The organism is Rhodococcus spongiicola, assembly GCF_004011835.1.
Lineage (GTDB): Bacteria > Actinomycetota > Actinomycetes > Mycobacteriales > Mycobacteriaceae > Prescottella > Prescottella spongiicola.
In genome coordinates this window covers 55,526-76,848 of the sequence record NZ_RKLN01000002.1, presented here as the reverse complement: position 1 = coordinate 76,848, position 21,323 = coordinate 55,526, and the positions used below count along the sequence as shown (strand labels likewise).

21 protein-coding genes are annotated in these 21,323 nt (G+C 66.8%); 5 read left to right on the top strand and 16 right to left on the bottom strand.

Going from position 1 to position 21,323, the window contains the following annotated elements:
* Positions 1-9: 9 nt before the first annotated feature.
* Positions 10-1,743, top strand: a complete 1,734-nt coding sequence (locus EF834_RS05095; RefSeq protein ID WP_127946162.1) for a TIGR03767 family metallophosphoesterase — start codon at positions 10-12, stop codon at positions 1,741-1,743.
* A 69-nt stretch (positions 1,744-1,812) separates the two neighbouring features.
* Here the strand turns inward: EF834_RS05095 and EF834_RS05090 are convergent, their stop codons facing one another.
* Positions 1,813-2,364 (bottom strand): potassium channel family protein, encoded by a 552-nt coding sequence (locus EF834_RS05090; RefSeq protein ID WP_127946161.1) that lies wholly within the window; start codon positions 2,362-2,364, stop codon positions 1,813-1,815.
* Positions 2,365-2,591: 227 nt separating this feature from the next.
* On the opposite strand from EF834_RS05090, the gene EF834_RS05085 reads away from it, so the two are divergent.
* Complete coding sequence (locus EF834_RS05085) at positions 2,592-3,845, top strand: exopolyphosphatase (protein WP_127946160.1); 1,254 nt, start codon at positions 2,592-2,594, stop codon at positions 3,843-3,845.
* Here the strand turns inward: EF834_RS05085 and tsaD are convergent.
* From tsaD to tsaB, 3 genes are read right to left on the bottom strand one after another with little or no spacing between them, the layout of a single operon-like run.
* On the bottom strand, positions 3,790-4,830 hold the full coding sequence (tsaD, locus tag EF834_RS05080; protein WP_127946159.1) for a tRNA (adenosine(37)-N6)-threonylcarbamoyltransferase complex transferase subunit TsaD: 1,041 nt from the start codon (positions 4,828-4,830) through the stop codon (positions 3,790-3,792). The genes EF834_RS05085 and tsaD overlap by 56 nt on opposite strands.
* A 5-nt stretch (positions 4,831-4,835) precedes the next feature.
* Positions 4,836-5,306, bottom strand: a complete 471-nt coding sequence (gene rimI, locus EF834_RS05075; protein ID WP_127946158.1) for a ribosomal protein S18-alanine N-acetyltransferase — start codon at positions 5,304-5,306, stop codon at positions 4,836-4,838.
* Complete coding sequence (tsaB, locus tag EF834_RS05070) at positions 5,303-5,959, bottom strand: tRNA (adenosine(37)-N6)-threonylcarbamoyltransferase complex dimerization subunit type 1 TsaB (RefSeq protein ID WP_127946157.1); 657 nt, start codon at positions 5,957-5,959, stop codon at positions 5,303-5,305. The genes rimI and tsaB overlap by 4 nt, the downstream gene beginning before the upstream one ends.
* Before the next feature lie 166 nt (positions 5,960-6,125).
* Here tsaB and EF834_RS05065 point away from each other — a divergent pair, with 166 nt between their 5' ends.
* Entirely contained in the window at positions 6,126-6,830 is a 705-nt protein-coding gene (locus EF834_RS05065; RefSeq protein WP_127946156.1) for a hypothetical protein, read from the top strand.
* A 29-nt stretch (positions 6,831-6,859) separates the two neighbouring features.
* Here the strand turns inward: EF834_RS05065 and tsaE are convergent, their stop codons facing one another.
* From tsaE to EF834_RS05040, 5 genes are all read right to left on the bottom strand, one after another.
* The gene (gene tsaE / locus EF834_RS05060) at positions 6,860-7,369 is read right to left on the bottom strand and encodes a tRNA (adenosine(37)-N6)-threonylcarbamoyltransferase complex ATPase subunit type 1 TsaE (RefSeq protein WP_127946155.1); all 510 of its coding nucleotides are present in this window, start codon (positions 7,367-7,369) and stop codon (positions 6,860-6,862) included.
* The gene (locus EF834_RS05055; protein ID WP_127946154.1) at positions 7,359-8,453 is read right to left on the bottom strand and encodes an alpha/beta fold hydrolase; all 1,095 of its coding nucleotides are present in this window, start codon (positions 8,451-8,453) and stop codon (positions 7,359-7,361) included. The genes tsaE and EF834_RS05055 overlap by 11 nt, the downstream gene beginning before the upstream one ends.
* Positions 8,450-9,568, bottom strand: coding sequence for an alanine racemase (gene alr / locus EF834_RS05050; RefSeq protein ID WP_235871043.1), 1,119 nt, complete (start codon positions 9,566-9,568; stop codon positions 8,450-8,452). The genes EF834_RS05055 and alr overlap by 4 nt, the downstream gene beginning before the upstream one ends.
* Positions 9,569-9,727: 159 nt before the next feature.
* Positions 9,728-11,194 (bottom strand): NAD(P)H-hydrate dehydratase, encoded by a 1,467-nt coding sequence (locus tag EF834_RS05045; RefSeq protein ID WP_127946152.1) that lies wholly within the window; start codon positions 11,192-11,194, stop codon positions 9,728-9,730.
* Positions 11,195-11,196: 2 nt separating this feature from the next.
* Positions 11,197-11,394, bottom strand: a complete 198-nt coding sequence (locus tag EF834_RS05040; RefSeq protein WP_127946151.1) for a hypothetical protein — start codon at positions 11,392-11,394, stop codon at positions 11,197-11,199.
* 24 nt (positions 11,395-11,418) lie between these two features.
* On the opposite strand from EF834_RS05040, the gene EF834_RS05035 reads away from it, so the two are divergent.
* A complete protein-coding gene (locus tag EF834_RS05035) occupies positions 11,419-11,778 on the top strand; it encodes a cupredoxin domain-containing protein (RefSeq protein WP_127946150.1) in 360 nt (119 codons plus the stop codon).
* 35 nt (positions 11,779-11,813) lie between these two features.
* On the opposite strand, the gene glmS is transcribed toward EF834_RS05035, so the two are convergent.
* A complete protein-coding gene (glmS, locus tag EF834_RS05030) occupies positions 11,814-13,679 on the bottom strand; it encodes a glutamine--fructose-6-phosphate transaminase (isomerizing) (protein WP_127946149.1) in 1,866 nt (621 codons plus the stop codon).
* A 67-nt stretch (positions 13,680-13,746) separates the two neighbouring features.
* Here glmS and EF834_RS05025 point away from each other — a divergent pair, with 67 nt between their 5' ends.
* Positions 13,747-14,622, top strand: coding sequence for a dienelactone hydrolase family protein (locus tag EF834_RS05025; RefSeq protein WP_127946148.1), 876 nt, complete (start codon positions 13,747-13,749; stop codon positions 14,620-14,622).
* Positions 14,623-14,794: 172 nt separating this feature from the next.
* On the opposite strand, the gene EF834_RS05020 is transcribed toward EF834_RS05025, so the two are convergent.
* The 6 genes from EF834_RS05020 to EF834_RS04995 all read right to left on the bottom strand — a co-directional run bounded on the left by EF834_RS05020 (position 14,795) and on the right by EF834_RS04995 (position 21,039).
* Positions 14,795-15,106 (bottom strand): N-acyl-D-amino-acid deacylase, encoded by a 312-nt coding sequence (locus tag EF834_RS05020; RefSeq protein WP_127946147.1) that lies wholly within the window; start codon positions 15,104-15,106, stop codon positions 14,795-14,797.
* Between the two features lie 78 nt (positions 15,107-15,184).
* Positions 15,185-16,546, bottom strand: a complete 1,362-nt coding sequence (gene glmM / locus EF834_RS05015) for a phosphoglucosamine mutase (RefSeq protein ID WP_127946146.1) — start codon at positions 16,544-16,546, stop codon at positions 15,185-15,187.
* 155 nt (positions 16,547-16,701) lie between these two features.
* Positions 16,702-17,208 (bottom strand): 30S ribosomal protein S9, encoded by a 507-nt coding sequence (gene rpsI, locus EF834_RS05010; protein ID WP_127946145.1) that lies wholly within the window; start codon positions 17,206-17,208, stop codon positions 16,702-16,704.
* A complete protein-coding gene (gene rplM, locus EF834_RS05005; protein ID WP_127946144.1) occupies positions 17,205-17,648 on the bottom strand; it encodes a 50S ribosomal protein L13 in 444 nt (147 codons plus the stop codon). The genes rpsI and rplM overlap by 4 nt, the downstream gene beginning before the upstream one ends.
* Before the next feature lie 171 nt (positions 17,649-17,819).
* Entirely contained in the window at positions 17,820-19,061 is a 1,242-nt protein-coding gene (gene rocD, locus EF834_RS05000) for an ornithine--oxo-acid transaminase (RefSeq protein WP_127946143.1), read from the bottom strand.
* A 1,459-nt stretch (positions 19,062-20,520) separates the two neighbouring features.
* A complete protein-coding gene (locus EF834_RS04995) occupies positions 20,521-21,039 on the bottom strand; it encodes a hypothetical protein (RefSeq protein ID WP_127946142.1) in 519 nt (172 codons plus the stop codon).
* Positions 21,040-21,323 lie beyond the last annotated feature (284 nt).

The following is a 21,323-nucleotide window of genomic DNA, read 5'->3' as shown; positions in this document are numbered from 1 at the left end:
CATCAAAAGATGAACGATATGAATCGACGCAAGTTTCTCGGCGCTGCTGGAGTCGGAGCACTGGGGGTCGCGGGTCTCCCTCTCCTGGGCAACGGGTCGTGGAATCCGCTCATCGGCCGTGCGCTCGCCGCGCCGCTACCGTCATCGATCGCCGGCACCACACTCGAGTCCGTCGCCGTACCCCTCGGCTCGAGTGGCTACCGTCGACTCACCGCCGGACAAGGCTGGCCGCTCGTGGTCCGAAACGACCTCGCCGACCCCGAAGCGGGCCGTGAGGACCGTCGCACCGCGCTCGCGTCGCTGGTCCAGCTCACCGACGTCCACGTGCTCGACGCCCAGTCGCCAGTTCGGTTCGAATACGTTCACCCGTTCCAACCCTCCGCATACCGGCCGCAGGAGACCATGACCGCGCAGGGCCTGATTTCCCTGGTCAACCGGGTCAACTCCCTTCGGATGGGACCGCACACCCAGCGCGAATTCGATGCGGTCGTCACTACCGGCGACAACACCGACAACAAGGAGTTCATCGAACTCGACTGGTTCCTCGCTGCCCTCAACGGCGGCGATATCACTCCCAACAGCGGCGATCCGGCGCAGTACGAGGGAGTGCAGAACTCCGGCGCCGACCTGTACTGGAATCCTGAGTCGTCGATCCAGGACATCTACAAGCAGGCCGGCTTCCCGGAGATTCCCGGCCTGCTGGGCGCGGCGCTCCAGCCGGTCGTCAGCCCGGGTCTTAACACCAAGTGGTATTGCGTCTTCGGTAACCACGACGACGCCGTCCAGGGGACCCTTCCGAACGGAATTTCGTTCTTCGAGAACATGTACACGGGTAGCAAGAAGTTCGAGGTGCCCGACTCTGCCAACCAGTCGGCACAAATGTCGAGTGCCATGAGCTCCGACCCGACCGATCTGCTCAACTTGCTGTCGGCAATCACCACCCGCCCGCGCACGGTCACTCCCGACGAGCGCCGCACGCCGTTCACCCCCCGCGAGTTCATCGCCGCCCACCTCGATCCCGCCAACACCGGGCCCGGCCCAGTCGGACACGGTTTCGCACCCGACGCGGCCGAGTCCGGGATCGGGTACTACACCTTCGAGATCGCGCCCGGCGTAATCGGAATCAGCATGGACTCGACCAACCGTGCCGGCTTCGTCGACGGCTCTCTCGGCGAAGAACAGTTCGAGTGGATCGAGCAGACGCTGCTCGCGGGCAGCAGCAAGTACTACGAGACCGACGGCTCCCTGGTCACACAGGATCGCACTGACACCTACTTCGTGCTGTTCAGCCATCACACCAGCACGTCGATGGCGAACACTCGCCCCGATCCCGAGCGCCCGCAGGAACCCCGGATCAAGGGCGCTCAGTTGGTGGACCTGCTGCACCGCTTCCCGAATGTCCTCGCGTGGGTCAACGGCCACACTCACGAGAACCGGATCACGCCGCAGGTCGGACAGACGCCGGAGCAGAGCTTCTGGGAGATCAACACGGCTTCGCACATCGACTTCCCACAGCAGGGCCGCATCATCGAGATCGTCGACAACGAGGACGGAACCGTGTCGTTGCTGACGACGCTGTTCGAGGCCGACAGCCCGTACCAAGTCGACTACGACGACTTCAGTCCCACCGGCTTGGCGTCGCTGTACCGGGAGTTCTCGTTCAACGACATCCACGCCGACCCGGCTCTACTCGGCGGGTCACCGGATCACAACGTCGAACTGGTCCTGCGGACAATGCGCTGATCGGCGGCTGATTGGCGCCATTCGGCACCGTGCTGGATGGCGCCATTCAGCACGCGCCGACGGGCGCCGCTAGTCGGACTCGTCGCTCTCGCGGCGTGCCTTGCCCCACTTCGCCGCCTGCATCAGGAGTTTGACTCCCACCGCAAGCATCACGAGGTTTCCGACGATCATCACGGTGACAACGGCGCGGGCAGCCTGGTGGACCGCTGCGATGTCGCCGAACCCGACCGTTGCGAACACGGTCAGGGTGAAGTAGAGCGCGTCGATGCGGGTCAGCGATTCGGTGAACGCCGTTGGGTCCATCTGTGCCAGCAGAAAGATCGTCGTGGCAGAACCCAACAGGTACACCGGAACGGTGACTACCAGGGCCTCTATTGACCTGAGTGCCGGTGTCGGCGAGTGCACGATCCGCCAGACCTGCCAGGTGCACAGCGCGATGACGAAGACCAGTCCACCGCCGAGGAGCAGCACTGCCCCGGCGCTCGACAGCCGACCCATCGGTAACACGAAGTACGCGAGGGTGAGGAGCAGGACGGTGGTGAGCGGGCGTAACACCGCCAGCCACAGCAGGCGCCGCCGCTGGCGGTGGTCCAGATCATGAAGTTGCCGGCCGTCGGACATTTGCCCTCGCTTCCGCAGTGCCGCTGCCGCAAGCAATCGTTAGGCCCGTTCTACCGCGGGTGCCTGCCGTGACCTGCACCGACACACCGTAGCGAGCATCACGAACGGATAGTCTGTAACGTTCATGTAACGATGCCGATACGATGGGTATGGGCAACGCGCGATTCCGTGTGGGACGCGACCGACGAGCGGAAGACATTCCGGGAACCGAGGACGGGAGGTGGACAATGCGCAGTGCAGTCGGGATCTCCGCAGGAGCGGCCGGTGTTTGTGGCGCACTCTTCACCACCGACGACACCGGCAGCGAGTCGGTCGAGTACCGGACGATTCCCGCGGATCTGGGTACCCACACCGATCTCGGAGATCTTGCGCTGTCGGCGATCGGGTTGATGACAACACAGGTCCCCAACCAGCGGATCGAACCCGATGCGATCGCCGTCGCGTACCGCACCGAATACCAGGCTGCTGCGCTCCGGTCCGCCGCCAAGAACCAGAGACGCCCGATACGCCTCGTGCCTGAGATCGTCGCGACGCTCACCTACCTCCAAAGCACCGGACTCGTCGAGCAGTACGGTTCCGTCGTCCTCGCCGATCTCGGGGCATCCGGTCTGACCGTCACCGTCCTCGACCCTGCCAGTAGCACCGTCGAGGTCCGTGACCGAACGTCCGCCGTGAACGGTGGCGTCACAGCCAGTGAGCCCGCCGACTGGATTGGTTCCAGGGTCGCCGACTTCGTCGTCGCCGCGGCCGGGCGCGCCCGGAACAAACCCGAAGCAGTCGTCCTCGTCGGTGGCGGAGGAAATGTCCCCGAGGTGGGTGCTGCGCTCGAGGCCCGGTTCGACGGCGTGACCATCGTCATCGACGAACCCCAGGCCGCGACCGCCAAGGGTGCAGCACTGCTGGCAGGCTCCGACTCACGACAGGAGTTCCCAGTCATCGCCGGGTCCGGTAGACGAGCGTCTGCAGTGGTCCTCGGAGCGTTCGTGGTGGGCAGTCTGCTACTCGGCTACGGCGTCACTCAGGTGATCCCGAACAGCACGAGCGACTACTCACCCGCCGGCAACCTCGTCGAGACGACGAACCCGACCACGGAGCAGCCAGCAGCGGGCCCCGTGGAGGGCACGCCGTCGGCCGGGCCGGCGTCCGCACCGACGCTCCCGGTCCCCGTGATCCAGGTGCCGACATACACGTACCCGACGCAGTCCCCCACGACGACGGAACCGACTCCGACGACGACACCTGAGCCGACTCCACCGACGACACCCGAGCCGGCTCCGCCGACGACAACGACGCTGCCTTGGATTCCGCCTCAGTGGCCGGAACTGCCCGCTTGGCTTCCCAGTCTCGTCCCGGACACGAGACTGGCGAACGACGACCAGCAAGCCCAGCAGACGGAGCTCGCGCCGCCGGCCGTCGGTTCTGCCGTCAGTCTCGAACCTGGCTCACCGAAACCGGAAGTCCCGGATCCGTTGCCGAGGTGAGCCGCGACGGCTGGGCACCACCGGCGATCAGGTGCGCCCCGAGCGCGGCGATCATCACCCCGTTGTCGGTGCACAGCCGTGGGCTCGGCACGCGCAGGGTGAGGCCTGCAGCTCCGCATCGCTCTTCCGCGAGGGAACGGATCCGCGAGTTGGCGGTCGCGCCGCCACCTAGAACGAGGGTGTCGACACCGACGTCCTGAGCCGCACGTACGGCCTTCATCGTCAGCACGTCCGCGACCGACTCCTGAAACCCTGCCGCGATGTCGGCGACCGGAATCTGTTCTCCCGCAGCCTGCTTCGCCTCGACGAAGCGGGCCACCGCGGTCTTGAGACCCGAGAACGAGAAATCGTGGCGGGCATCCCGCGGACCGGTCATACCGCGTGGGAACACGATTGCGTCGCGGTCACCTCGCTGCGCAAGACGATCGAGTGCGGGCCCACCGGGGAACCCGAGATCGAGCAGCCGGGCCACCTTGTCGAACGCTTCGCCGGCAGCGTCGTCCACCGTGGTGCCCAACTCCACGATCGGCCTGCGACCCAACTCCTCGACGTGAAGCAGGTGTGTATGTCCACCTGAGACGAGCAGGGCAACGCACGGCGGCATCGGGCCGTGCTCGATGGTGTCCACAGCAACGTGGCCGCCGAGGTGGTTGATCGCGTAAAAGGGCACGCCCCAGGCGGCCGCGTACGCCTTGGCTGCAGCAACCCCGACGAGCAGGGCTCCGGCGAGGCCGGGGCCGATGGTCACTGCGACGGCGTCGGGCTTTTCGATTCCCGCGGCCGCGAGCGCCCGCGTCATCGTCGGGACCATGGCCTCGAGATGCGCCCGCGACGCGATCTCCGGCACGACGCCGCCGTAGCGCGCGTGCTGGTCGACGCTGGAGGCCACCTCGTCGGCGAGCAACTCGCACCGACCGTCACCGAGCCACCGGACGAGTCCGACACCGGTCTCGTCGCACGAGCTCTCGATACCCATCACGATCATGGCCGTCACTCCTTGCCCTGAGGGGGACGGCGCATCGTGAAGGCGTCCGCGCCGCTCGGCTGGTAGTACCGATTCCTGGTGCCTACGATTTCGAAACCCTCGCCCTTGTACAGCGCGATCGCAGGCTCGTTGTCGGTGCGGACCTCGAGGAACACCGGGCCACCCCACTTGTCCGCGACCCGCAGCAGTTCCGACAGCAGCGCAACGCCGATGCCACCTCGCTGCACCTTCGGATCCACACCGATCGTGTGGACCTCGGCCTCGGGCATCACGCTCGTGCCCAGCAGAGCCACCCCGGCGTACCCGATCAGCACGTCGGCCTCGTCACGTGCCGCGAAGTAGTGATTGTGGCGGCCCGCCAGCTCCGACCGGAACGCCTGCGCGCTCCACGGGTCGTCGCCGGGGAACAGTACCTGCTCCAACTCCGCGCAACGGTCGACGTCGGCGTCGGTCATCGGCACGATGCGGAAGTTCATCTGCGACGGTCCGCCAACTCCACCGCGTCCGGCCGACGCAGATACAACGGAACCAACGGCTCCGGCTCCACCCCGACGCGCAACGCCTGCGCCGCGACCGCTACCAGACCGGTCGGTGACGGCGTCTCCACCGGCGCGACAGCGAGGTCGAACATGTCCACATGCGATGCCGATCCGGCGATCGCCTCGGATGGCGCCGCGGCGAGCTCGGACGGCTTGATCACCTCGGGGCCCTCGACCCGTCGCCCACCCGAGTAGCGCGCCCAATACACCTCGCGGCGACGAGCATCTGTCACCACCAACAAGTCCCGATCGTCACCGACATCAGCGGCAATCGCGTCGAGGCTGCACACCCCGTGCACGGGAAGGCCGAGCGCATCACCGAAAGCTGCCGCGGTCACCATGCCGACGCGCAGTCCCGTGAACGGACCGGGGCCTACCCCGACGACAACGGCATCGAGATCCGAAGGGCTGTATCCGGATTCGGTGAAGCATTCGAGGATCTGTGGGGTGAGGACCTCCGCGTGCGCTCGGGCATCGACCGTCAGTCGTATCGCCAACGCCCGCGCAACACCGGCGTCGGACTCAGGGTCGAATTGCACGACGCCCGCGGTAACCGCCGGAGTTGAGGTGTCGATGGCAAGCACAAGCACGATGTACCAGGCTACCCTCGACGCACACGGCCTCCGGGACCGGTTGACCCCTGCTTTCCGTCGCTACCGAAGCCGAAGTCTCACGCGCGACCACCGAGTAAGAGCGCTCGTACCGCCTTCCACGGCATATACGCGGCATCCATCGAGATGGGCGACAATCGTCGACGTGCCTGAACCGGATGAATCGCCCCCGCGTCTGGGAACCCAGCGCTCCGATCGCGACGCTGCTCCAGTCGACTTCTGGTCGAATGAGCGAACCGAGCTGGCCCGACTGCTCGTCGGGCATCTGGCATTGTGGACCTCCGTTCTGATCGCCTTCGTGTTGCGGGCCTACTCGGCCGGCAACCTCGGGTGGACCGGCGTCTACACCCAAATCCTGGTCATATCGGTCGGGCTGGCGTTCGCCGTGTCGGTGGCTGCCCGCAGTCGCTTGAGGGCGGGGATCGGTGCTGCACTCGCTCTGTCGGTGCCGGTAGTCAGAGCACTTGTCATGGGCGTACTCGGCGTCTTCGCGGATGAGGTCGGCTATTACGGGTACAGAGCGATCCTGATCACACTTGCTGTCACAGGCGTCACGGCCGCGACCGCCGGGTGGCTGGTCGCTCAGCGGTCGCGACGGGCGTGCCTGCGGGCACTTCCACTGGCTGCCGTTCTCACCTTGGCCATGTATCTACTCATCGTGTTCATCGAGTCCGGCGCATTCGGCTACACCGTCTTCCACATCTTCAACCCGATCTTCTCGAACTGGTTGGGCCACACGGTCTTCGTGATACCAGCAGTGATCACCGCATGGGTCGCAGTCGCACACGACCGCCGGTTCAGCAAGGCGGACCCTGCGGCGGCGCCCTCAAGTCCACCGAACCGGGCCTGAAGTCACGTTCTCGGCCGCCTACCGCAGGGTCAGCGTGCCCTGGGGCTGGTCACCCACTCCCACGTCGCGGTGCGAACGTCCGACCCCGGCTCACGCCGGAGCCGCACGCGTAGATGCCGCTCTGCGAGGTGCTCAACGATGCCCTCTCCCCACTCGACAACGACCACCGCGCCGGCGAGATCGGTGTCGAGATCGAGCGCGTCGAGTTGGTCGTGCATGTCGACCGCACCGCCTCCACCGGCCTCACCCAGCCGGTAGGCATCGACATGGACCAGGGCGACCGGGGCGCCGCCGTCGGGTCGGACACCCGGACGGTGCTCGCGGGCGATGATGAAGGTCGGTGACGTCACGCGCCCCTCCACACCGAGCCCCGCCGCGATCCCTCGGGTCAACGCGGTCTTCCCCGCCCCGAGCGGCCCGTCGAGCACGACGAGATCCCCGGCGGCGAGGTCGCGGGCCAACCTTCGCCCCAGCGCCTCGGTGTCCTCAGTGGTGGGTAGCGTCGCACTGCCACTCCCGGTACCTGGGTCAGACGGCATCCGACCGCTCCAATTCACCTGCCGGCGTGGAATTTTCTCGATCCTGACGGCGCGACATGGCCCGCCGGACCAGCCGATCGATCTCGTCGGAGGTTGCCTGGGGGAACTCGAGCTCGACGAGATGGCCCGCGCCGCGCACCCGCACCAACTCGGCCCGCGGCAGCTTCGCCGCGAGCGACCTCGAACTGCGGAACGGGATGACCATGTCGGCGCCGCCGCACAACACCAGTGCGGGGGTGTCCGCGAGCACGGGTAGCGCCTCGGACTCGTCGTGCAGTTCCAGCGATTCGAGGAAATTGACGATCGTCACCACGGATACCGTGTTGAGCATGCTCTCCGAGAACGCGACGAGCCGCGGGCTCACCTCGGTGCCGTACGATGCGGCGCGCAGGATCGGCGAGATGATCGCGCGCGCGGCGCCGCGGGCCCGGTGCACAACTTCCGGCGCGGTACGCACGGCAAGCCGGAATGCGTCGATCACGGGGTTGTCGAGATTGCGCCCGAGCCCGGACTGGTTCAGACCGGCCGCCGTCGTCGCGAGCAGACCGATGCCGATCACCTTGTCGTCGAACAACTCCGGGAACTGACGCGCCATCGCCAGAATGGCCATGCCGCCCATGGAGTGTCCCACGAGTACCACCGGACCCGTCGGGGCGACGGCGCCGATCACCGCCGCGAGGTCACGCCCCAGCTGTGCAATTGTGCAACTCTCGGCGGCCGGCATCCCCGACCCGCCGTGCCCACGCTGGTCGTAGAACACCATCCGTACCGAGTCGCCCCACATCCGTTCGAGTTGCTTACGCTGGAAGTGCCACGACTCCATCCGCAGGCAGTACCCGTGCACGAAGATCACGGTCAGCGGGGCGTCCGCGAGACCGACCTCACGAACCAGCAGCGGCACATCGTCCTCGGTCGTGACGACCCGACTGCGGTCGCCGCTCATGAGTTCGAAGTTCTCGGATCCGTAGATCTCCGGTCCCTGGCGCCTCGTCACGGACTTCACAACCTCGAACCCCGCGAGTGTGCCTATCGCGGCGACGCCCACCACGCCCCCGAACAGGCCGAGCCTGTTCACGAGGTTCATGACGGACCGTCCGGTCCTCCGACGAAGGTGCGGACCGTCCGCCCGCGCACCGATGTCACCACCTCGTAGTGGATGGTGTCGAGCGCCTCGGCCCACTCCTGCGCGTGCGGCACACCCTGCTCGCCGTTCCCGAAGAACACCGCGATGTCACCCTCCCTGACGCCCGCCCCGTCCGGACCGAGGTCGACAACGACCTGGTCCATCGAGACCCGGCCGATGCCCGGACGGCGGTCGTCCCCGAGCCACACCTCGAACTTCCCACTCAGCGCGCGCGGGATGCCGTCCGCATAGCCGACCGGCAGCAATGCCACGGTCGTGTCGTGCGGCGCGATCCACGTGTGCCCGTAGGACACACCCTCCCCTGCTGCAACCTTCTTCACCAGAGCCACCCTCGATCGGAACGTCATGACCGGTCTCAAGTCGAAGGTGCCCATCCTCGGCACCGGCGACAGCCCGTATATCGCGATTCCCGGCCGAACCATCTCAAACCGCAGGTCAGTACGGGTGAGTGTGGCCGCCGAGTTCGCCAGGTGCGAGGCTTCCACTACGAGACCGGCGCGCTTGGCGTCGTCGAGTGCCCTGGTGAACCGCTCGCATTGATCGTCGATCACCGGGTGGTGCGGTTCGTCGGCGTGCGCGAGATGCGAGAACATGCCCTTGACGTGGATCGCGCGCTCCGCCTCCGCGCGAGCGAGATCCACCAGGAAGTCGTCCCATTCCTCGAGTGACACACCGTTGCGATTGAGGCCGGTTTCGATCTTGATCGTCACCGTCGCGGTCTCACCCACACGGCGTGCCGCGGCGACAACCGCAGCGAGGTGCCGCGGCGACGACAGCCCCAATTCCACCCCCGCGGCGATGGCGGGCGCGTAGTCGGCGTCCGCGGTGTGCAGCCACGAGAGGACAGGCGCGGAGATACCGGCGTTCTTGAGTTCGAGGCCTTCTTCGAGTGTCGCCACACCAAGTTCGTGCGCGCCGGCGGCAAGGGCCGCCCGGGCCACCGGAACGGCACCATGGCTGTACGCGTCAGCCTTGACCACTGCCATGACGGACGCATCGCCGGCATGGTCGTGCAGGATGCGAATGTTGTGCGCCACCGCATCGAGGTCGATCACCGCTTCCGCCTGGGGCGCTGCCGCGGACGACGGGGCGTCTGGGGCGGAGGCGGCGCGCGTGGTCTCCGGTTCGGTGTCAGGCTCCTGCGCGGTAATGGTCACGGCGTTCGATCCTGCCACTCATCACGACGAACGGGACCCTCGGGTACACCCGAACATTCAGGACACAGTTGCATGTGCGCGAAGTATCTGGATCGCGGACCTCAGATGGGACAACAACACCGACGCGGAGATCGGCGCGGGGCCGCCGTCTCCGGCTTCTGCGTCTCCGGCTTCTACGGAGCCTCCCCACGCACCCAGATTGGCCGCAAGCGAATGGGCCCGCGCTCCCGCTGCCGCGGCGATGGCCGGTGTCAGGCCCGTCGCCATCAGCGCTCCGACGATGCCGGACAGGACGTCTCCAGACCCGGCGGTCGCCGCCCATGAACCGCCCGCCTCGTTGACGTGAACCCGACCGTGCGGGTCCGCGATCACGGTGGCCCGACCCTTGAGGAGGACCGTGACGCCCCACTGCTCGGCGAGTGTCCGTGTCGCCGCGACTCGGTCGGGTGCGGGCGCGACCCCGGTGAGTCGTTCGAACTCGCCCGCGTGGGGTGTCAGCAGGGTCGGCGCGCTCCGGCCCCGTACCAGTTCGGTGCGGGCGGCGACGAGGTTGAGCCCGTCGGCATCGACCAGCACAGGCAGATCCGACGCGAGAACAGTGCGCAACTCGTCGAGGGCATCGTCGTCCGTGCCGATCCCGGGGCCGACGACCCAGGCCTGCACCCGTCCGGCCTCACGGGGCGAGGGCGCCGCGACGACCTCCGGCCAATGATTGAGTACCTCAGCCGCAGCCCGGCCGGCGTAACGGACCATGCCGGCGGTGGCTGTGACCGCCGCACCCGACGACAACACCGCGGCTCCGGGATAGCTTCGACTGCCTGCGACGACTCCGACGACTCCTTGGGTGTACTTGTCGTCCTCGGCACCGGGGACGGGCCACAGTCGGCCCACGTCCGCCGCGTCGAACGCGAGCAGGTCAGGCTCCGGCAGATCCAGGCCGATCGGCACCAGTTCGACCCGTCCACAACGTGCGGCCGCGAGGACGTGGACCGGTTTCAGCGCTCCGAACGCGGCCGTGACCGATGCAGTCACAGCAGGACCGTCGACGGCGCCGGTGTCGGGATCGACGCCGCTGGGCAGGTCCACCGCCACGATCGGCGCGCCGAGTTGCTCGACGATCGCGGCGGCCGCCGGACGTAGCGGTCCCTTACCTGAGATGCCGACGATGCCGTCGAGCACCAGGTCCGGGTTTCCGGGATCCTGTGACACTCGCCCGCCCGCGGCCAATAGCGCAGCCAGGCCCGCGGAGTGGGCGCGCGCCGGATTCATCAGCACCGCGATGACTGACGCACCGCGACGTCGCAGCATGGTCCCGGCCCACAGCGCGTCGCCTCCGTTGTCGCCCGAACCCACCAGAAGCGTCACCCGGCGTCCGACGATCCCCCCGGTGCGTGACAGCAACTCGTCGGCCGCGATCCGTGCGAGGCCGTAGGCGGCACGGCGCATCAGCGTGCCCTCGGGCAAGCTCGCCAGCAGCGGCGCCTCGGCCGCCTTGACGTGTGCTGTCGAGTAGTAGGGCCGCATGTCTAACCGTTCGCCGTCCGGACGGGCTTCGGCCTCTCGGCGACGCGGCTCCCCACGAAACCATCGCTGCCGAACCTGCCTGTCGAGTAACGGGATTCGTACACGTCGCCCAGCGTCGTGAGCACAGCCATATCGACGTCGGAAGTCTGCGAATCGATCCAGCGCGGGGCGCCGTCGTGTGCGGACTCACGGGCGGACATGGCGTTCAGACTACGCTCAATCCCATGAAGACATCCGCCGGCGCGCTTATTGCCGGAATCGCTTTGATCGCAACTATTTCCGGGTGCACGACTGCCGCGACGGTCGACCAGCCGACCGACTCGGACAAAGCACTCACGGTCGAGGTCACGAACATGTCGTACTCGCCGTCGTCCATCACCATCACGGCCGGTCAGACCGTGACGTGGGTCTTCGATGACCGCGGCGCCCCACACGACGTCGTCGGAGTCGGCGACGCCGAATCCGTCCTGCGCAGCCCACTACGCACCTCGGGCACGTGGCAGTTCACGTTCACCGAACCCGGCACCTACGACTACACGTGCTCGCTGCACCCGGACATGCATGGAGTCGTCGTGGTGCAGTGACGCCGATGCAGGAGCGAGCGGCCGGGACCGCTCGCCTACTCGACGGTGACGGACTTCGCGAGATTGCGCGGCTTGTCCACATCCAGTCCGCGAGCCTGCGCGACCTCGGCCGCGAAAACCTGTAGCGGCACCGTCGACAACAACGGCTGCAGCAGCGTCGGCGCCGCCGGGAGCTCGATGAGGTGATCGGCGTGTGCGCGCACCGCTTCGTCACCCTCCTCGGCAATCACGATCGTCGTCGCACCACGCGCCTTGATTTCCTGGATGTTCGAGACCAACTTCGAGTGCAGAACCGCCCGTCCCTTGGGCGACGGCATGATCACGATGACCGGCAACCCATCCTGGATCAGAGCAATCGGACCATGCTTCAGCTCGCCCGCGGCGAAGCCCTCAGCGTGCATGTAGGCAAGCTCCTTGAGCTTGAGTGCACCCTCGAGCGCCACCGGGTAGGCCACGTGACGGCCCAGGAACAACACCGCCGGTGACTGCGCGAACTTGCGCGCGAGTTCCCTCACCGATTCCACCGTCTCGAGCACTCGGGACACCAACTCCGGCATCGCGGCCAGATCGGCGTACTCTCGGGCGACCTCGTCGGGGTATTTCGTGCCCCGCGCCTGCGCCAAGGCCAGTCCCACAAGGTAGTTCGCGGTCACCTGAGCGAGAAAGGCTTTCGTGGAAGCGACGGCAATCTCCGGCCCCGCCCGTGTGTACAGGACCGCGTCGGCCTCACGCGGGATCTGGGCACCGTTGGTGTTGCAGATCGCGAGCACACGGGCTTTCTGATCCTTGGCATGCTTGACGGCCTCGAGTGTGTCGGCGGTCTCACCCGACTGCGAGATAGCGACAACGAGAGTGGACCGGTCCAACACCGGGTCGCGGTAACGGAACTCGCTCGCAAGTTCGACCTCGACCGGCAGCCTGGTCCAGTGCTCGATCGCGTACTTCGCGAGCAGCCCGGAATGGTAAGCACTGCCGCAGGCGACGACGAAGACCTTGTCGACATCGCGTAGCTCCTGGTCGGACAAACGCTGCTCGTCGAGGACAATGTTCTGGTCGACGAGGTGACCGCGCAGAGTGTCGGCGACTGCGGCCGGCTGCTCCTCGATCTCTTTGAGCATGAAGTAATCGTGGCCGCCCTTCTCGGCGGCCTGCAGGTCCCAGTCGATCCTGAAGGGCCGGGTCGGGACGCCCGGATTCCCGAAGAAGTCGGTGACCGAATAGCCGTCGGCTGTGATGGCGACAACCTGGTCCTGGCCCAGTTCGATCGCGTCCCGGGTGTGTTCGATGAAGGCCGCGACGTCCGAACCGACGAACATCTCACGCTCACCGACGCCGACGACCAGCGGCGTCGACCGGCGCGCCGCGATGATCATGTCGGGGTCGTCTGCGTGAGCGAACACGAGCGTGAACGCACCCTCGAGACGGCGCAGCACCGACAACGTGCTCTGCAGGAAGTTGCCCTTCGTGGGTCCGTCCTCGTACGCGCGGGCCACAAGGTGAACCGCGACCTCCGAGTCAGTGTCGCTGCGCAGGTCGACACCGGACGACTCGAGCTCGCCGCGCAGCGTCGCGAAGTTCTCGATGATGCCGTTGTGCACCACCGCGAACTTGTCCGTGGTGTCGCGATGCGGATGCGCGTTGCGGTCGGTCGGCTTGCCGTGAGTCGCCCACCGAGTGTGCCCCATGCCGGCGGTACCGACGAACGTGTCCCGTCCGGCCTCGTCGAGTTCGGCCTGCAGGTTGGCCAGGCGTCCAGCCTTGCGCTCGGTCTTCAAGGTGCCTTCACCGTCGAGGATCGCGATGCCGGCGGAGTCGTAGCCGCGGTACTCCATTCGCTTCAACGCCTCGTCCACGACACCCAGAGCCTGGCGGTGGCCGACGTAACCCACGATTCCGCACATGGTTAATCAGCGTACTTGGACGGCCGTGCGGAGCGAACTCGGTTGTCGATCAGATACCGTCACACCCGTGGCGCAGACACCTAAGTCCTTGGTATCCAAGCTGTCCAAGCGCGGCCCGCACCGGGTGCTGCGTGGCGACTTGGCTCTAGCAGGTCAACCCGGCGTGGTCTACACCCCGGCAGAGGGCTTCAACCTGCCCGCGGTCGCCTTCGCCCACGACTGGATGACCACCGCCGCGAACTATGCCGGCACGCTCGAGCACCTCGCCTCGTGGGGCATCGTCGCCGCGGCCCCGAGCACCGAAAGAGGACCGGTACCGTCGCACCTCGGCCTGGCCGCTGATCTGCGCACCACACTCGACATCTGTACCGGGGTCCGACTCGGCCCCGGTCGCATCAGCGTCCACCCCGACCGACTCGCGTACGCCGGGCACGGTATGGGCGCGGGTATCGCCGTCCTCGCTGCCTCGCAGGACGATCGCGCGAAGGCGATCGCCGCCCTGTTCCCCGCCCCGACCGCCCCGTCCGCAGTGGCCGCCGCGGCCGGCATCGACGTTCCCGGCCTGATCCTCGCCGGCGCCAAGGACGTGGACTCGCTGAGCAGCGATGCCCTGGCGCTCGACGACGAGTGGCGGGGGGAAAGCCTGCTGCGGGTGATCGACAAGGGTTCGAGCAATGGGCTCGTCGAGGGAAGGCGGATCCTCGGGTTCCTCGGAGTGGGCGGGGCCGAGCGTCACACTCAGCACGTGACACGTGCGCTACTCACGGGATTTCTGCTGCGACACCTCACCGACGACCGGACCTACGCGGTGTTCTCGGATGCCGACGCCCACTTCCCCGGCACTCATCCCGCGACGAGGGACGAAACCGACAACAACCTGGACCCGCGTGACGCGGCAGCTCACCGCATGAGCGGAAAGATCGGCCACCTCCTCGGGCGCTAGCCCAAGGTCACATCGGTCCGGCCTCGACGCTGCGTCTTTCGGAGCAGGGAGCCCGAAGATCACGGTAACGAGGGAACTGGTCACACCCGAACCGGGCGACCACAGCGGCTCCTCGCGACAGACATAGCGCAAATAGGGGAGGCCCGTACACCGGCGTCGAGGGTCGTCTGCACTACCGTCTGCTGCAGGCCACAACGTCGCTTATGGCCGCCGAATTCTGCCGCGGGTAGACGTCGGCAGTGTCACCGCATTCTTGTCCAGCGACATCCGACGCGGGCACCCAGGCGCCGATTGCGAGGGCCAACCGCAGATAGCCCTCGCGAATTCCCTGCTCATGCGCGGGGTCGACCACGGCGAACGTCGACGCCCCGAACTCACATCGGGTGACATTCTCGGCGGCTCGGTCGAGGGGTTCGACGCTCGCACCTAACGCGCTCACCGCCGCCCGTGCTTTCCCGACATCGATCGAGACCACCTCTGCCATTGCTCCACCCTCCGCGCTGTCGATTCTGAGTCTTCGTTTTTTCGACGCACGTGGTTCCCCCGGGCGGTTCGGCGAAGACTAGGTGGACGCTACCTTCTCCGCTAACGCCTCGGCGATACGAAGGGCCGTTTCGGGGTTGGCGGCCTCGACCATGACCCGCACGAGCTGCTCGGTTCCAGATGGGCGCAGCAGCACCCGTCCGGTGTCCCCGAGTTCCGACTCGGCGGCGACGATCGCATCTTGCACGTGCGCAGCGGCCGCGACGGCGGCCTTGTCCGCGACTCGGACATTGATCAGGATCTGCGGCAGCGAGGTCATCGCGCCCGCCAGCTCGGCCAGCGACTTGCCGGTCGCCGCCATACGGGCCATCAGGCGCAGGCCGGTCAGGACACCGTCACCGGTCGTACCGTGGCCCGGGAGCACGACATGCCCGGATTGCTCGCCACCGAGGCTGAAACCGCCCGCGCGGAGTTCCTCGAGCACGTAGCGGTCACCGACGGCGGTCGTACGCACCTTGATACCGGCTTCCCGCATCGCGATGTGAAGACCGAGGTTGCTCATGACGGTCGCGACGAGCGTGTCGTCGGCGAGTTCACCGGATTCGCGCATACCGATCGCGAGGACGGTCATGATTGCGTCCCCGTCGACGACGGCGCCGGTCGCGTCCACCGCTAGGCAGCGATCGGCGTCGCCGTCGTGGGCGAGGCCGAGATCGGCTCCGTGCTCGACGACGGCACGCTGCAGCGCCTCGAGGTGCGTGGACCCGCACCCGTCGTTGATGTTGAGGCCGTTCGGGTCGGCATTGATCGCGATGACGGTGGCGCCGGCCGCCCGGTAGGCGTCGGGCGCCACGGTCGACGCGGCGCCGTGCGCGCAGTCGACCGCGACGGTGAGCCCGTCGAGTCCGATGTCCACCGCACCCGCGAGGTGGGCGAGATACCGGCTGGTGGCGTCCGATGCGACCTCGACCCGACCGATGCCGGCACCGGTCGGTCGACGTGTGGGACCGGTCTCGATCGCGGACTCGATCCGCTCCTCCACCTCGTCTTCGAGCTTGTGCCCATCTGCGGCGAAGATCTTGATGCCGTTGTCAGGCATCGGGTTGTGCGAGGCGGAGATCATCACGCCGAGCGCGGCGCCGTACGAACCGGTAAGGAAGGCGACCGCGGGCGTCGGGACGACTCCGACCAGGATCACGTCGACGCCGGCCGCGGTCAGTCCGGCTGTGACGGCAGCTTCGAGCATCTCACCGCTCGCGCGGGGGTCACGTCCGACGACCGCAGTGGGCCGCGCAGCCGCAGAGTCGACAGCGGTGGGTCTCTGCCGGTCCGGCGGCGCAAGTACCTCGGCCGCCGCGGCGGCCACCCGCAACGCCAGTTCCGCAGTCAACTCCGCGTTCGCCAAACCACGCACGCCGTCCGTGCCGAACATACGACCCATATGAATCCGATCCCTCGTAATCCGGGTTGCCGATCCGGATAAGTATCCCGGTAATGCACGAGAGCAGGCGTCCGGTAGCGAAGAACTCTACGAACGCCTGCTCTCGGGGAAGAACAGGTGCCGGAATCGGTACAGGTACCGATTCCGGCGACACATCAGCGCTTGGAGTACTGAGATGCCTTGCGGGCCTTCTTTAGGCCGTACTTCTTGCGCTCGACGGCGCGAGCGTCACGGGTCAGGAAGCCGGCACGCTTGAGGGCCGGTCGATCCTCGGCGGTGACCTCGATCAGAGCGCGGGCAATGGCGAGGCGCAGGGCGCCGGCCTGGCCCGACGGTCCGCCACCGGTCAGGATGGCGGTGATGTCGAACGACTCGGTGCGCTCGACCGTGACCAGCGGAGCCTTGATCAGCTGCTGGTGCACCTTGTTCGGGAAGTAGGCCTCGAGGGTGCGGCCGTTGAGCTTGAACTCACCGGTGCCCGGCGTCAGGCGGACGCGGACGACCGCCTCCTTGCGACGGCCGACGGTCTGGATCGGACGGTCGATGACGATCGGCGCCTGCGGAGCAGCCTCGTGCACCTCGGCGACCTCGGTCTCGGTGGAGTATTCCGAGATCTCGCCTTCCGCGATCTCGACGGCCTCGTTGAAGTCTTCGTTGCTCACTGGGCGACCTGCTTGATCTCGAACGGAACCGGCTGCTGGGCGGCGTGGGGATGGGTCGGGCCTGCGTAGACCTTCAGCTTGCCCGCGATGGCGCGGCCCAGCTTGTTCTTGGGGAGCATGCCGACGACGGCCTTCTCCACGAGGCGAGCGGGGTTCTTCTCGAGAACCTCGCCGACCGAACGAGCCTTCAGGCCACCCGGATGTCCGGAGTGGTGGTACAGGAACTTGTTCTCACGCTTGTTGCCGCTGATGGCGACCTTGTCGGCGTTGATGATGACGACGAAGTCGCCGCCGTCAACGTGCGGTGCAAAGGTGGGCTTGTGCTTGCCTCGGAGCAGGTTGGCTGCCTGCACGGCAAGGCGACCGAGCACCACGTCTGTGGCGTCGATGACGTGCCAGGTACGGGTCACGTCTCCGGCCTTCGGGGAATACGTAGGCACAGAACTTCCTCGTCTGTTCGTTTCTGCTGCTGGCCGGGCGTGCAGCACACACGGTTCCCGGCGGCCAGTTGAGACCCGGGAGCCACCTCCCACCGCACAAGAGGGCCAGGTGGGGACGGCACGCCGACGTAGAACGATACCGGCTGGGGTCGACGAGGGTCAAAGCGCCCGCTACCCGGCCAACGCATCGGCGAGGCGTTCGACGGCCCAGGTCAGGTCGTCCCGGCTGATCACGAGTGGCGGAGCAATCCGGATCGTGCCCTCGTGCGCATCCTTCGCGAGAACCCGCCGGGCCAGCAGCCGCTCGCAGATCACCCGTGCCGAAGGCTGCCCGGGCGCCAACTCGACCCCAGCCCAGAGGCCCCGACCGCGAACCTCGGCGACGCGGTCGGGCGGCAGTTGCCCGAGCAGCTCGTGCAGGTACACCCCGAGTTCGCGACTGCGCCGCTGGTACTCGCCGGTCTCGAGGAGCCGCACAACAGCGCTGCCGACCGCGCACGCGAGTGGGTTGCCGCCGAATGTGCTGCCGTGCTGGCCGGGGTGGATGACATCCATCACGTCGCGGTCCGCGACCACCGCCGACACCGGGAGGATCCCGCCGCCGAGCGCCTTGCCCAGGATGTAGATGTCCGGCACGACATCCTCGTGCTCACACGCGAACGTGTCACCGGTCCGGCCCAGGCCGCTCTGGATCTCGTCGGCGACCATCAGGATGTGGTGCTCGTCGCACAGTCTGCGCACGCCCGCGAGATAACCGTCCGGGGGCACAAGGACGCCCGCCTCCCCCTGGATCGGTTCGACGAGGACTGCGACCGTGTTCTCGGTGATCGCAGCCGCCAGCGCGTCGAGGTTGCCGTACTCGACCGACGGGAATCCCGGCGGGAAGGGACCGAAACCGCCCCGGGCGTCCGGATCCGTCGAGAATCCGACAATCCCGATCGTGCGGCCGTGGAAGTTGCCTGCACACGTGACGATCTCTGCCCGGCCGTCGGGCACACCCTTGACGTCATATCCCCACTTGCGCGCCAGCTTGAGCGCGGTCTCCACGGCCTCGGCGCCAGTGTTCATCGGCAATATCGCGTCCTTGGCGCAGAGCCGCGCAACGTCTGCGCAGAACTCGGCGTACCGGTCATGTTGGAATGCGCGGCCGGTAAGAGTGAGCCGGCCGATCTGCTCGCGGGCGGTCGCGACCAGTTCCGGGTGCGCGTGTCCGAAGTTGAGTGCCGAATAGCCGGCGAGGACGTCGAGGTAGTCGACACCGTCGATCGCTCGGACCCACGCGCCGGATCCCGACATGATGACGACCGGGAGCGGATCGTAGTTGTGTGCACTGTGCTCTTCGGCCCGAGCGAGTTCGGCCACCGTGTGCGCCGTCACCGGCACCAGCGAGTCGGGCTGCTGTCCTACCGTCACGATCCGCCTCCCGGTCGGGCGCCTGCGCGCCACCGTATTCGGATCCCGCCAGTATCCGCCCCCGAGCAGTCGGCGGCAATCGCTTCCGCGCCGTCGTGACCCGATCGGTTGCGACGCCAGCCCGGATACCCGGGTGCCCCGACGGCTCTCCTCCATCGGGGCACCCGTTCGGGCGTACCGGACCTACGCCCAGCTGTTGGGGCGGCGTTCGCCTACTGCATGCACGCGTGCCCTGAACGAAACGCCGTTGGTCTATTTCACGAGGTACCTGTAGTCGCCGCACAACGCCCCGATTGCCGAACCCACGAAGAAAAGCGCGTCACATCGCGTGTACCCAGATTCCTGTTCGATCTGCACGGCTCCCAGCAGCGCGACGGAGGGAGTCGCAGCGTTGTCGATGTACTCGCAGGTGAAGCGTCTTGCCGCGATTGCCTTCTCCTTGCCCCTCCGTACCCGACCCCCTCGAAATCGAGATTATCGATGAACACCAAATCCTCGATCTCAGCTAGATCAATGACGGGTTGCTCGGCTGGCGCCGGGGCGGTGGAATGCGTCTGGGGGCTCCATCAGTGCCACGGCGCTTCCCACTCGACTCCAATCGGGAACGGATGCCGCGAGGCGTGCCGCAGAAATCCTCTGGGGTTGCGGCTTCCGTCACCTCACCAGCCTGCGATGATGCTTCGATAGGGTGCCCCGGCGTCCGGGGGTGGACTTTGCCGGGGAACCGCACGGGTTCCTGAGGGAACATCCCGCCCACCACGCCGAAGAGTCCGAGGGGGACAATCCGACGCCCTAGCTGAGCTATCAGCAGTGGCGGGTGCAGCCGTGCTGACCAGCCGCACGTAAATCGGTGCGAGTCAAAGCCGGTCGTTTCAACAAGGTGTGGCCGAGTCGCGCCGATTCCCGACTCCTCGATGTCAGTGACGGGCCTTCGGTCCTAGCCATCGCACTCGCGGGGTGGTGGATACAGACGAGTACGCGGGAATGTCCGCGGAACTAGAGACCGTCCACCCGATCAACGCGACGCAGAAGCCGATCAGCAGCACACTCAGCGCCGCCCACACGAGAAGAGAGATCATGCCCAGCCGTTGGGCTCGCCTCGTGGCACGCTGAGCACCGGCGTGTCACCGGCCGCCCGCAACGGGTAGACGTTCACCCCTTGGGTAAACGCCGAGAACGCCAGGCCAGAAGAAGATCACTGAAGCCACGGCCCCAAGGTTCGACTTCGGCAGCATCGGTTGAGCGGGCCCGGCGTGCTGGACCGTCGACGCGGCGGAAGCGGAGTCGTAGGTGGGTTACAGTTCGAATTCCTTTTTCGTGCAGTCATTGTCATCAAATATTGTGCCTCCGCCGGTCCGAAAGGTTCCCGAGAACGTGCCGCCGGATGCGCGGCAGCAAGAAGGCCCGACGTCCTGCGCGTCGGGCCTTCCAGATTCAGTGGTGATACCTCACCGCGTGTCTACATCGTGTTGTCCCCACCGGCGTCGTGGATCTCGACGTGGTCGTGTCCGAAGCTGATGTCGAATCCGTGGTCGGCGGCGAACCCGCCGGCGACGTCGAGGCCGATCTCCGGGATTCCTCCTTCCAGCGGACCCACGTTGAGATCGAAATCGAATCCGCCGCTGGCCTGCACTCCCCCGGACACCGCAGCATCGGTCGACTCAATAGACACATCACTCGTGCCGGTCTGAGCGTCGGTGCTCAGGTCGATGTCGTCGTAGCTGCCGTATGCTTCGAACTGGCCCTCCGTGGCGAACTGCCCCTCTGCATCGATGCTGACCTGTGGAACACCGTCCTCAGTGCTCACCGACACCTCCACGCCACCACCGACCACGACACCCCCGCCGAGCGAGATCCCGGCGTCGAACGAGTGGACGGAAACCTCGCCTGAACCCAGGTCGTCGAGCATGTCGCTGAGGTCGACAGCGAGTGCGGGGTCGGTCGGGATGCCGGGGTTCTGGGGGGCTGGGGTGGTCATGATTCGCTTATTCCTTTCGAGATTCGCCAGAGCGGTTCTGTGGCCGCGTCACTGAGTCAGATGCCGCGACTCTCCAAAAGGTTCCCGGCTCATGAACCGAGCGGTGCTTGCGCAGGTCATCGTGCCGAGGTACAGCGGTTCCTTCCGTCGCGCGCGGGCCGGACACCTTCCGCGTTACCTGCTTGGCCTCGGGTGTGCCGCCGGGCGTCGAGCAGTGCGATACGGGATGTACGGTGCTGCGAATGGCAGTGACTCGGCGGGAATGCTGCACTCCTCGGCGGCAG

What these genes read in the sequence shown, in the direction of transcription:
- glmM (WP_127946146.1), bottom strand. Translation starts at nt 16,546, where the DNA reads ATGGGTCGTATGTTCGGCACGGACGGCGTGCGTGGTTTGGCGAACGCG.
- EF834_RS05090 (WP_127946161.1), bottom strand. Translation starts at nt 2,364, where the DNA reads ATGTCCGACGGCCGGCAACTTCATGATCTGGACCACCGCCAGCGGCGG.
- EF834_RS05040 (WP_127946151.1), bottom strand. Translation starts at nt 11,394, where the DNA reads ATGTCCGCCCGTGAGTCCGCACACGACGGCGCCCCGCGCTGGATCGAT.
- tsaE (WP_127946155.1), bottom strand. Translation starts at nt 7,369, where the DNA reads ATGCCGTCTGACCCAGGTACCGGGAGTGGCAGTGCGACGCTACCCACC.
- EF834_RS05085 (WP_127946160.1), top strand. Translation starts at nt 2,592, where the DNA reads ATGCGCAGTGCAGTCGGGATCTCCGCAGGAGCGGCCGGTGTTTGTGGC.
- EF834_RS04995 (WP_127946142.1), bottom strand. Translation starts at nt 21,039, where the DNA reads ATGACCACCCCAGCCCCCCAGAACCCCGGCATCCCGACCGACCCCGCA.
- rimI (WP_127946158.1), bottom strand. Translation starts at nt 5,306, where the DNA reads ATGAACTTCCGCATCGTGCCGATGACCGACGCCGACGTCGACCGTTGC.
- EF834_RS05055 (WP_127946154.1), bottom strand. Translation starts at nt 8,453, where the DNA reads ATGAACCTCGTGAACAGGCTCGGCCTGTTCGGGGGCGTGGTGGGCGTC.
- EF834_RS05020 (WP_127946147.1), bottom strand. Translation starts at nt 15,106, where the DNA reads ATGGCAGAGGTGGTCTCGATCGATGTCGGGAAAGCACGGGCGGCGGTG.
- EF834_RS05045 (WP_127946152.1), bottom strand. Translation starts at nt 11,194, where the DNA reads ATGCGGCCCTACTACTCGACAGCACACGTCAAGGCGGCCGAGGCGCCG.
- EF834_RS05035 (WP_127946150.1), top strand. Translation starts at nt 11,419, where the DNA reads ATGAAGACATCCGCCGGCGCGCTTATTGCCGGAATCGCTTTGATCGCA.
- tsaD (WP_127946159.1), bottom strand. Translation starts at nt 4,830, where the DNA reads ATGATCGTGATGGGTATCGAGAGCTCGTGCGACGAGACCGGTGTCGGA.
- glmS (WP_127946149.1), bottom strand. Translation starts at nt 13,679, where the DNA reads ATGTGCGGAATCGTGGGTTACGTCGGCCACCGCCAGGCTCTGGGTGTC.
- EF834_RS05095 (WP_127946162.1), top strand. Translation starts at nt 10, where the DNA reads ATGAACGATATGAATCGACGCAAGTTTCTCGGCGCTGCTGGAGTCGGA.